Below are 10,590 nucleotides of genomic sequence, written 5' to 3'. Positions count from 1 at the left end.
GGGTGGGTGGTGCCGGCCCTGGTGCTGGGGGTGGTCGCGGGGGTGCGGTGGGCGACCGGGGGGTGAGGGGTATTTCGTTGGCCCCGGCTGGCGGGAGCGGCCTAGCCTCGGGGGCATGAGCAAGCCTCTGGTCGCCGTGCTCAGCGGCGCGGGAATCTCCACCGACTCCGGCATCCCCGACTACCGCGGGCCCAATGGGCTGTGGCGCCGGGACCCCGAGGCGGAGAAGCTCGTCACCTACGGGTACTACATGGGCGACCCCGAGATCCGCCGGCGGTCCTGGCAGATGCGGCGCTCCCAGCAGACTCTGCGCGCCGAGCCGAACGCGGGGCATCTGGCGGTCGCCGAGCTGGAGCGCTCAGGGGTTGCCGTACGGGTCCTCACCCAGAACGTGGACGGCCTGCACCAGCGGGCCGGACTGCCCGAGCGCAAGGTGCTGGAGCTGCACGGCAGCGCCCGGAGTGTGGTGTGCACCCGGTGCGAGGTGCGCGGCCCGATGGCGGACGCGCTCGCGCGAGTCGAGGCGGGCGAGGACGACCCGCCGTGCCTGGCGTGCGGCGGCATCCTGAAGTCGGCGACGGTGATGTTCGGCGAGAACCTCGATCCGGTGGTCCTCGGTGAGGCGCTGGCGATCAGCAAGGCGTGCTCGGTGTTCGTCGCCGTGGGCAGCAGCCTCCAGGTGCAACCCGCCGCCGGGCTGGCCGGGGTCGCGGCGGACCACGGCGCCCGGCTGATCATCGTCAACGCCGAGCCGACCCCGTACGACGACCTCGCGGACGAGGTGGTGCGCGAGCCGATCGGCACGGCGTTGCCGGCGCTGCTGCGGAGCCTGGTGCCCTAGAACAGCACCCCTTCCTCGGCCCGCTCCGAGCCGCGTTCGAAGGCCAGCAGCCGCCGCTTGCGATCCAGGCCGCCGCCGTAGCCGGTGAGGCTGCCGTCGGAGCCGACCACCCGGTGGCAGGGGACGATGATGCCGACCGGGTTGCGGCCGTTGGCGAGGCCGACGGCGCGGGAGGCGCCCGGGGTGCCGAGGGCGAGGGCGAGTTGGCCGTAGCTCCGGGTCTGCCCGTAGGGGATCTCGGTGAGCTGGTCCCACACCCTGCGCTGGAACGGCGTGCCGTGCAGACCGAGCCGGACGGTGAACCGCCGGGTCTCACCCGCGAAGTAGGCCGCCAACTGCTCCCGGGTCTCGCCGAAGACGCGCAGGCTGTCGTCGCGCGGGCCGAAGGTGTCGTGGGCCGGGCGGTGCCGCTGGTCGGTCATGTACAGGCCGCACAGCGCGCCGTCGGCGTCCGCGACGAGGGTCAGCGGCCCGTAGGGGCTGTCGGTCACGGTGTGGTGTCGCACGAGAAGTCCTTCAGGCCGGGAGGAAGTTGATCGGGTGGCTGTCGGTCGCCCACAGGTACTGCACGGCGTAGGCCCGCCAGGGGCGCCATGCCTCGGCGCGGGCCGTGAGCGCGGCCGGGGTGGCGGGCAGGCCCAGGGTCTGGGCGGCGCGCCGGACGCCCAGGTCGGTCGGGAGGAAGGCGTCGGGGTCGCCGAGGGCCCGCATGGCGATGACGTCGGCGGTCCAGGGGCCGAAGCCGGGCAGCTCCAGCAGCCGGGCGCGGGTCTCGGCCCGGTCGGCCTCCACGCCCAGGTTCAGGTTGCCGTCCGCGAGCGCGCCGACCAGCGTGGTCAGCGTGGCGCGGCGGCTGCGCGGCATGGCGAGGGTCTCGGGGTCCACGGCCGCCAGCGCGTCGGGGTCGGGGAAGAGATGGGTGAGCCCGCCCTCGGGGTCGTCCAGCGGCTTGCCGTGCGCGGTGACCAGCCGCGCGGCGTGCGTACGGGCGGCGGCCGTGGACACCTGCTGCCCGAGCACCGCCCGTACGGCGAACTCCGCCTCGTCGACCGTGCGCGGCACCCGGCGCCCCGGCCCGGCGTCCACCAGCGGGGCGAGCAGCGGGTCGGCGCGCAGCCGCTCGTCCACGGCCACCGGGTCGGCGTCCAGGTCGAGCAGCCTCCGGCACCGGCTGCTGGCCACGGTGAGGTCGCGCAGATCGCTCAGCCCGATCCGGCAGCCGACGTGTGTCGCCCCGGGCGTGAGGGCGACGACGCCGTGCCCGTACGGCAGCCGCAGCGTGCGCCGGTAGACGCCGTCCCGCCACTCCTCCACGCCGGGTACGGCGGTGGCGGCGAGGTGCCCGAAGAGGTTGCCGGGGTTCAGCGGGGCCCGGAACGGCAGCCGGAGCGTGAGCGTTCCCGCGGTCCCGGCCGACCGGGCGCGGGGCGCGCGGGCGCGCAGGCCGGACGGGGCGAGGGCGAAGACCTCGCGGACGGTGTCGTTGAAGGTGCGGATGGAGGAGAACCCGGCGGCGAAGGCGACCTCCGCCATGGGCAGCGCGGTGGTCTCGATCAGCAGCCGCGCGGTCTGGGCACGCTGGGCGCGGGCCAGGGAGAGGGGCCCGGCGCCGAGTTCGGCGAGGAGCTGGCGCTCGATCTGGCGGGCGGAGTAACCGAGCCGGGCGGCGAGTCCGGGTACGCCCTCCCGGTCCACGACCCCGTCCGCGATGAGCCGCATGGCGCGGGCGACCAGGTCGGCGCGGTGGTTCCACTCCGGGGAGCCGGGGGTGGCGTCGGGCCGGCAGCGCTTGCAGGCGCGGAACCCGGCGCGCTGGCAGGCGGCGGCGCTCGGGTAGAAGGTCATGTTCTCGGCCTTCGGGGGCACCGCAGGGCAGCTCGGGCGGCAATAGATGCGGGTGGTGAGCACGGCGGTGAAGAACCAGCCGTCGAACCGGGCGTCCTTGGACTGGACGGCGTGCACGCAGTGCTCCCGGTCGAAGGAGGGGGCGTGGGTGCTGCTGGTCGCGTTCCGCATGCCTCAAGCATCGGGCAGTACGGCATCGGTGGCTGGCGAGTTTCCGACATGCACGTCGGAGGCGGCCAGGCGGTTCCGGAGCACTGGAGGGGGCCCGGCCGCCCGGCCCCCCTGCCGGTGTTCAGCGGGGCTGACCGAGTGCTGCCGTCGGACGGAGGTCCTCCTCGAGTTCCTCCCCCATGGCCGCGGCGGCCAGGGCCCGCCCCAGCCGGGGTGCCTGCTTGAACAGGTTGTGCCCGGCGGCGAACAAGATCCTGCCGGCTTCCCAGACCGCCATGCCGTCCTCGCTCCACGGCAGGCTCGTCACCCAGCAGTGGAGGTGCTCGACGGGCTCGGGATCGAGGCCGGGCAGTGCGCGGGAGACGTACGCGTGGGCGCGGTCGCTGAGTTCCGCCAGTGCCGCGGGGTCCGCGAAGCTGCCGTCCTCCCGCACCTCGACCGTCTGGCTGAGGCCCACCGCGTACCGGCTGTTGCCCGGATAGGGGACCGCGTAGACGCCGACCTCCCCGAATTCCCCGCTGCTGTCCTGCAGGCAGGCGACCCGCTCCGGAGGTTCTCCTTCGACCTGGAAGGTGAGGCGGACGTGGGCGGCCGGCTGTACGGGGAGCGAAAGCCCCACGGTGCGCGCCAGCCGTGCGGTGCCCATGCCCGCGCAGACCACGGACGTCGTGTACTCCTCGCGGCCGACGGCACTGAGCACCTCCACCGTCCCGCGGCCCGTCGGGTGGAGCGAGATGACCTCGTCGGTGACCACGGAGTCACCCAGGGCGTCGGACAGGCTCTCGACGGCGGCACGAGTGCGGATGGCACCGCCGTCCTCGTCGAGCATGGCGGGACCGTGGTAGTCGGCGAGCAGCGGCATGCGGGCGTGCAGCTCGGCGCTGTCCACGCTCCGGACCGGTATGCCGCCGGCGTCCTGCAGGATGCGCAGTCTTCGCGGCACGGGGCTGCCCAGGGCGACCACTCCGTCCCCGGAGATCAGTTCGACGCCCAACCGGTCGGACCATTCGTCCCAGACGGCGCGGCCCTCGCGGGTCAGCTCGACCATACGGGGGTCGTCGTGCGCGTGGCGGAATATGCGGGACTGGCCACTGGACTGCCCGTGGCCCGGAACGCCGCGTTCGTAGACGCGCGCGGTCGTTCCGCGTTCGGCCAGTGCGTAGGCGGTGCAGAGTCCGACGATGCCGGCTCCGATCACGGCCACCTCGGGAGCCTGGTCCATTCGATCGCCTCGCTTCGCGTCCCAAAGCCGTTCCCCCGCGGAGCAGGGGCTGGGTACGTCCGTCGCCGTCGCGGACGGGGGGGTGAGTGGGCCCCACGAGCGGCACTGCCGGGCTCGACGCAACGCGGCGGCGGCCTGCTCCCCCACCTCCAAGCCTGCCGCCGTCGAGACATGGCCGCGAGGCGGCCGGGGGCGGCGGCGCGGGCGTCCTTCTCCTCCGGCCCGGCCGCGAGGAGCTCCTAGCCGCGTTCCCGCCGGTACCGGGTGATCCACTCGGCGGTCGTCCGGAGCCCGCCGAAGGTGTAGAAGTGCAGCTTGACGGCGCCGTGGCGGGACGGGTCGTAGCCGCCCGCCAGGTCGTCCAGGAAGCGGTCGGGACCCGCCGTGCTCATGAGGTTGGTCAGGGAAAGACCGTACTTGCGGGCGACGGAGGCCCCCGTGCCGACCCCGAAGCGCGCCGCGTACCCGAGCAGCCGCCGCACCCCCGCCGGGCCGGGTACGCCGACCCGTACCGGGAGGTGGACCCCGCGCCCGCGCAGGGCCTCCAGCCAGGTGAGGACGGCCTCGGCGTCGAAGCCGAACTGGGTGATGACGTCGCCCGAGAGCCCCGCCTCCGCGATCGCGGCCGCCTTGCCGGTGAGCGCGGACCACAGCGCGCCGTCGCCGATCGCCGGGTGCCCCTCCGGGTAGCCGCAGATGCCGACGTGCCGTACCCCGTACCGCTGGAGCAGCCCGCCGCGGATCACGGAGAGCGCGTCCTCGTACGGCCCCTCGGGACGGGCGGGGTCGCCGCCGACCACGAAGACGTTGTCCACGGCACCCGCCTCGGCGAGCCCGGCGAGGAAACGTTCCAGCTCGGCGCTGGAGGGCAGCCGCCGTGCCGACAGGTGCGGCACCGGCACGAACCCGTGCTCCCGCACCGCCCGCGCGGCCGCGAGCCGCATGCCGGCGTCCTCGCCCGCGAGGTAGGTGACGTTGATCCGGGTCCCGCCGTCCAGCGAGGCCCGCGCCTCCTCCAGCCGGGGCACGTCCTTCCCGGTCATCTCCAGGGAGACGCCGTCGAGCAACTCCCCGGCCCGGCCGGACACCCCGAGAACCCGCTCCATCACGCTGCGCGACCCTTCCTCCGCCGGAACCCCGGCCGATGATGCCATGGCGCCGGGAGGGGCCGGGCCACAGGTCCCGCTGCTCGGGAGGCCGGGCGGATTCGAAAGCACGGCGGTACGTGACCGGGGGTAGGGCCGGTCGTTGGCTGTGCGTGGGGCCGGGGCGGGCACGGGTGGCCGGGGTCGTTCCGGCGCCGCGTGTCCCGTCGTGCGAACAGCAGGAGCTCCCACCGTGCCCCTTGCCGGACTCCTCCCGAGAATCTCGACCCAACTACCCGTGCTGTGCGCGATATTCACGCTGTTCCTGCTGTTCGCCACGCAGTTGGCCGGCGCGCTGCTGCCGAACGCCCCGCTCCTCGTCGCCTCCGGCACGGCCGGTCTCGCGCTCGACGCCTGCCTGCTGTACCGGCGCCCGGCCCTGCTGTCCCCGCTCAGCCGCATCCGGCTGGACGTGACCGTACGGCAGTTGCTGCGCGACATGCTGATCATGGTGGCGCTGCTGCGGATGGACGGGATCGACCCGGAGCGGGAGATGCCCCCGCTGCTCGGCGCGCTGAGCGCGTTCTACGTCCTGCACTTCGCCTGCCAGGCCGTCTCCCTGCTGGTGCGCCGCGCCCGGACCCTGCCGGTCGTCACCCGCAACATCGACGTCTCGGCGCTGAACCCGACCGCCGCCCCGCCCCGCGTCCTCGCCCGCCAGACCGGGCACCGCCTGCTGGCGTTCTCCGTCCCGGCCACCGCCGGGCTTCTGGTCACCGTCCTCACCGCGCACGGCCGTTGGGGCGCCATCGGCCTCGCCGCCTCGCTCACCCTGATCGGCATGGGCGCCGCCCGCCTGGCCACCTGGCTGCTGCCGGAGAAGCGGGCCGCGAGCGACGCGCGGGTCATGGAGTGGCTGGACGACTGGCTGGCCGAGTACCGCCCCACCGTGGCGATGTACTTCTCCGGCGGCACCTCCTCCGCCTACCAGGCCAACATGTGGCTCTCCACACTCGCCGGACTGGAGCGGCCGCTGATCGTGCTGCGCGAGCGGTTCATGGTGCGGAGGATCGACGCCACGGACGTACCCGTGCTCTGCCTCCCCAAGGTCGCCACGCTGTTCGCGCTGGAGAACTCGACGCTGAAGGCGATGCTGCACCCGGCCAACTCCGGCAGGACGTCCCAGGTGTTGCGCATCCCGGCCATCAAGCACGCGTTCATCAACCACGGCGAGAGCGACAAGCTGTCCTCCTGCAACCCCTACGCCAAGGCGTACGACGAGGTGTGGGTGGCGGGACCGGCCGCGCGGGAGCGGTACGCGCTCGCGGACGTCGGCGTGGAGGACAAGGACGTGGTAGAGGTCGGCCGCCCGCAACTGGCTCCGATCCGCCCGCACTCGGGCCCGCCCACCGGCGCGTACACCACCGTGCTGTACGCCCCGACCTGGGAGGGCTGGGACGGCAATCCGGGCAACACCTCGGTGGTCCTCGCCGGCGAGCACATCGTCGGGCAACTGCTCGACGACCCCCGTGTGCGCGTCCTTTACAAACCGCACCCGATGACCGGCTCGGTGGACCCCCGCGCGGGCGCGGCCGACCAACGCATCCGGGCCCTGATCCACGAGGCCGGCACCAAGCGCTCCGGCCCCCGGCCCGGCCCCGAAGCCCAGGCCGAACTACTGCGCCGGACGTCAGAGTTGGACCAGCTCACCTCGACCGCCTTCCGTGGCGTGGCGGACGAACTGGAGCGGATGATGCTCCAGGGCACCCCGGACGGCGACCGCGAGGAGCGGCTCGCGCGGGCCACGGCCGCCTGGGAGCGGGCGTACTGGGCGTCGTTCCCCGCGTGGGAGCACCGGATCGTGACCGGCCCCCGCCCGGCGCTCTACGCCTGCTTCAACGTGGCAGACCTGCTGATCAGCGATGTGTCCAGTGTGGTCTCGGACTGGCTGAGCAGCGAGAAGCCGTACGCGGTGGCCAACACCTCGGGGCTGTCCGAGGACGAGTTCCGGGCCGCCTTCCCCACCGTGTCGGCCGGCACCGTGCTGGCCCCGGACGCGGCGACCGTGCGGTACCTGCTGGACGCGGTGCGCGACCCGCGCCAGGACCGCCACGCGGCCGACCGCGCCAAGCTGAAGGAGCACCTGCTCGGCCCGGCCGACCCGCCCTCCCCCGAACGATTCGCGGCGGCCGTACGAGAGTTGTGCGCGAAGTCCGACGACCGCCGGGCCCGCGCCCACGCCCGCCCGTCCCCGGCGATCCCGGCACCCCGCCCGGCGGGCGACGGGGCGTCGGTGCGCCGGGGGGCGGAACCGGACGCGTAGGGGCATCAGTTGACGGCCGCGGTCTCGGCAGGGGTGGGGCGGGCGGCACCGGGCCGGGGGTAGGAGAGGACGCCGGTGAGCGAGATCCGCAGCAGGGCGCGCAGTTCGACGTGGAGCGGGATGCTGTCGCCGGTGGACTGGCTCCACCGGTAGAGCAGCCCCAGGTAGGCGTCGCGCAGCATGTTGCCGGCCAGCATGGGGTCGATGTCGGGGGCGACCTCGCCCCGCGCCTGCCCGGCGAGGATGGCCCGCACGAAGACGTGCCCGGCGTACTCGGGCTCCTCCTGGAGCGGCTGGCCCGACCTGACCCAGGCGGCCAGCATGACCTGGGTGAGGTTGCGCTCGGCCTCGTTGAAGTCGGCCAGCGCGGACATGCAGCGCTCCAACTGGACGGTGGTGTCGTCGTCCTGGTGGGCGAGGGACTTGTCCATGTAGGTGCGCAGCTTGTCCTGGCGCTGCTGGGCCCAGGTGGTGACGAGGTCCTCCTTGCGCTGGAAGTGGTTGAAGAAGGTGCCCCTCGCCACGTCCGCGCGCTCGGTGATCTGGTCGATGGTGGTGCGTTCGTACCCCTGCTCGGCGAACAGTTCCAGGGCGGAGGTGTACAGGCGGTCGTGAATGCGCTGCCTGCTGCGTTCCCGGCGTCCGGGAGGGCGGACCAGCTCGGTTTCCTCGGTCGTCATCGGCTCTCTCTAACTCTCGGCCCCGTTCGAGGCGTCTCCGTGACACCTCCCGCAATCCGGCGGCATGGCTGCCACCGCCTCACCAGGCCCGCGTCCACGGCGACGACGTTCTCTATACCGTAGTGCATCGATACATCAGGGTTCCAGAACGGCGTCGTGCGGCCGTTCCCCGTCGAGGGGCGGCCGCACGTGGGCGGGTGGTGCCCTCAGACTCCTGCCCCGGCCAGCCCGGCCGCGATCGCCGCCGCGCTCTCGTCGCCCAGGAGCCGGCTGGTGGGGACCTCGACCCCGAAGTCCTGCTTCAGGATCCGCCGGAGCTGAACCGCCATCAGCGAGTCCAGCCCCAGGTCACGCAGCGGGCGCCGGGGGTCGACCCGGTCGACGGTGGTGCCGAGGACCGTGGCGGTGTGGATGATGAGCCGGTCCGCCACGGGGGGCGTCTCCAGGCTTACGGGCTGCGCGGCACGACGGGCCTCCGTGACGCTCACCGGCGCACCCCCCGACCGAAGCAGGGCGACCCCCTCGAAGTCGGCCAGCACCTGGCCGTCCGCCCCCGTGAGGACGACGTCGCACCGCCCGCCCTCCCCGTCGGCGTCCGGCGCGAACCGGGCCGTGCTCCAGAACTCGCCGGTGGGCTCGCCGGCCAGCAGGACCCGGTCGAAGGAGAGCGGCAGATAGGTGTCCTGGGCGGCGCCGCCCCCGTGCGGCCAGGAGGCCGGCATGGTCAGGAGCGCGGCCTCCAGGGCGCCCACCGCTCCGGCGTCCGCCGGGGGCATCTGGAGCCGGGCCACCGCCTCGCCCTCGCGCCGCCACATCTGCCGTACGGCGCGCAGCGGCGGGGCGACGGAGTAGCCGCGGGCCTCGGCCCGGCGGTAGAACTCGGCGCCGGGCACGTACTCGGTGCAGCGGGTGAGGGCGGTGTCCAGGGTGACGGCCGCCGACGCGTCCACCCCCGGCCGGGCGAGGGCGCTGCCGGTCACGCAGGACACCGGCTCGGCGGAGCCGTCGGTGAGCGCGGCCACCCGGAACCCGTAGGCGCCGTCGGTCCCTTGGTCCAGCCCGATCACCAGCGTCGTGGCCGCGGCCTCCGCGAGAGACGGCAGGGCGCCGCCGATCCGCACGTCCCGGAGCTCCACCGGGCCCGCGCCGACGAGGTCGCGCAGGGTCTCGGCGACCGCCTGGAGGTACAGCACGGGCGGTACCGGGGAAGCCCCGCGCGCGGTCACGCCCGTACCCAGCGCCGCGACCCCGAGCCGGGACAGCCGCACCCGGCGCTCCCCGAGGCCGGACGGTACGGCGGGCTCGGGCGCGGCGCGGTACTCCTCGGTGTCCCAGGCGTAGGAGGGCAGCGGGACGCGCGGGCCCTCGTCGCCGTAGCGGCGGTGCCAGTCGACCGGGGCGCCCAGGGCGTAGGCACGGCCGAGGGCGCGGGCGGTGGCCGTCGCCTCGCTCTGCTGCCGGACCAGCGTGGTCACGACGGTGGGCGCGACCCCCGCGTCCAACTGGACGTCCTCGATCGCCCGGCCGAGCAGCGGATGCGGGCTGACCTCCACGAAGACCGGCCCGCGCTCCCGGACGACCTGCCGTACCGAGTCCGCGAAGCGCATCGGCTGCCGCAGGTTGTCCGCCCAGTAGCCCGCGTCCAGGACGGCGCCGTCGACGGGGGCGCTGCGGACGGTGGAGAACATCGGCGTGCCCGGCGCGGCGGGCGTGACCTCGGCGAGCCGGTCCAGCAGGTCCGCGCGGATCTCGTCCATCAGCGGGGAGTGGGAGGCGACGTTGACCTTGACCGTGCGGCACAGCACCTCGCGGCGCTCCAGCTCCCGTGCGATGTCCGCGAGTACGTCGGGGTCACCGGCGAGGACGGTGGCGCCCGGGGAGTTCTCCACGGCGACGCACACCTTGTCGCCGTAGTCCGTCACGAGGCCGCGGGCCTGGTCCGGGGAGAGTTCGGTGGCGAGCATCGCACCGCGTCCGGCGAGGCGCTGCATCAGGTCGCTGCGGCGGCAGATGACGCGCGCGGCGTCCCGTACGGACAGCGCGCCCGCGACGCAGGCGGCGGCCACCTCACCCATGCTGTGGCCCACGCAGACGTCGGGGTCGACGCCGAGGGCGCGCCAGTGGGCGGCGAGGGCGACCTCCATGGCCCACAGGACGGGCTGCACCAGTTCGACGGCGTCGGCGAGCCGGGCGTCGTCGTCCAGGAGAAGGTCGAGCACGGACCAGCCCGTCTCGGCGTGTACCGCTTCGTCGCATTCGGCGAGGGCGGTGCGGAACGCCTCGGAGGTACGCAGGAGTTCGCGGCCCATGCCGGTCCACTGCGAGCCCTGGCCGGGGAAGACGAACGCGACCTCGCGGGGGCCGTCGAACCCGGCCTCGTGCAGTCCGCCGTCCGGGGTCGGGCGGCCCTCGGCCAGGGCGCG

General features: G+C 74.2%; 8 protein-coding genes. 2 read left to right on the top strand and 6 right to left on the bottom strand.

What is annotated here, in order from left to right:
* Nucleotides 1–115 precede the first annotated feature (115 nt).
* A complete protein-coding gene (locus GT030_RS31725) occupies nucleotides 116–841 on the top strand; it encodes a Sir2 family NAD-dependent protein deacetylase (protein ID WP_161204030.1) in 726 nt (241 codons plus the stop codon).
* On the opposite strand, the gene GT030_RS31720 is transcribed toward GT030_RS31725, so the two are convergent.
* From GT030_RS31720 to GT030_RS31705, 4 genes are all read right to left on the bottom strand, one after another.
* Nucleotides 838–1,347 (bottom strand): methylated-DNA--[protein]-cysteine S-methyltransferase, encoded by a 510-nt coding sequence (locus tag GT030_RS31720; RefSeq protein ID WP_161204029.1) that lies wholly within the window; start codon nucleotides 1,345–1,347, stop codon nucleotides 838–840. The two genes, GT030_RS31725 and GT030_RS31720, sit on opposite strands and share 4 nt — an antisense overlap.
* A 10-nt stretch (nucleotides 1,348–1,357) precedes the next feature.
* Nucleotides 1,358–2,857 (bottom strand): AlkA N-terminal domain-containing protein, encoded by a 1,500-nt coding sequence (locus GT030_RS31715; RefSeq protein ID WP_161204028.1) that lies wholly within the window; start codon nucleotides 2,855–2,857, stop codon nucleotides 1,358–1,360.
* A 121-nt stretch (nucleotides 2,858–2,978) separates the two neighbouring features.
* On the bottom strand, nucleotides 2,979–4,079 hold the full coding sequence (locus GT030_RS31710; RefSeq protein WP_161204027.1) for an FAD-dependent oxidoreductase: 1,101 nt from the start codon (nucleotides 4,077–4,079) through the stop codon (nucleotides 2,979–2,981).
* A 239-nt stretch (nucleotides 4,080–4,318) separates the two neighbouring features.
* Nucleotides 4,319–5,185: a methylenetetrahydrofolate reductase gene (locus tag GT030_RS31705; protein ID WP_161204032.1), complete on the bottom strand. Its 867-nt coding sequence runs from the start codon at nucleotides 5,183–5,185 to the stop codon at nucleotides 4,319–4,321.
* Nucleotides 5,186–5,417: 232 nt separating this feature from the next.
* Between GT030_RS31705 and GT030_RS31700 the strand changes: the two genes are divergently transcribed.
* Nucleotides 5,418–7,487: a hypothetical protein gene (locus tag GT030_RS31700; RefSeq protein ID WP_161204026.1), complete on the top strand. Its 2,070-nt coding sequence runs from the start codon at nucleotides 5,418–5,420 to the stop codon at nucleotides 7,485–7,487.
* A 5-nt stretch (nucleotides 7,488–7,492) separates the two neighbouring features.
* Here GT030_RS31700 and GT030_RS31695 read toward each other — a convergent pair whose 3' ends face one another.
* Nucleotides 7,493–8,167 carry a TetR/AcrR family transcriptional regulator gene (locus GT030_RS31695; RefSeq protein WP_202460803.1) on the bottom strand — a complete coding sequence of 225 codons (675 nt, stop codon included), beginning with the start codon at nucleotides 8,165–8,167 and terminating at the stop codon, nucleotides 7,493–7,495.
* Between the two features lie 206 nt (nucleotides 8,168–8,373).
* On the bottom strand, nucleotides 8,374–10,590 hold a 2,217-nt coding region (locus GT030_RS31690; protein WP_161204025.1), incomplete at its 5' end, for an acyltransferase domain-containing protein.

The sequence above is a fragment of the Streptomyces sp. SID1328 genome (assembly GCF_009865595.1).
GTDB classification, from domain to species: domain Bacteria; phylum Actinomycetota; class Actinomycetes; order Streptomycetales; family Streptomycetaceae; genus Streptomyces; species Streptomyces griseoluteus.
The sequence above is the reverse complement of the archived record's forward strand: the minus strand, read 5'-3'. Positions and strand labels throughout refer to the sequence as shown.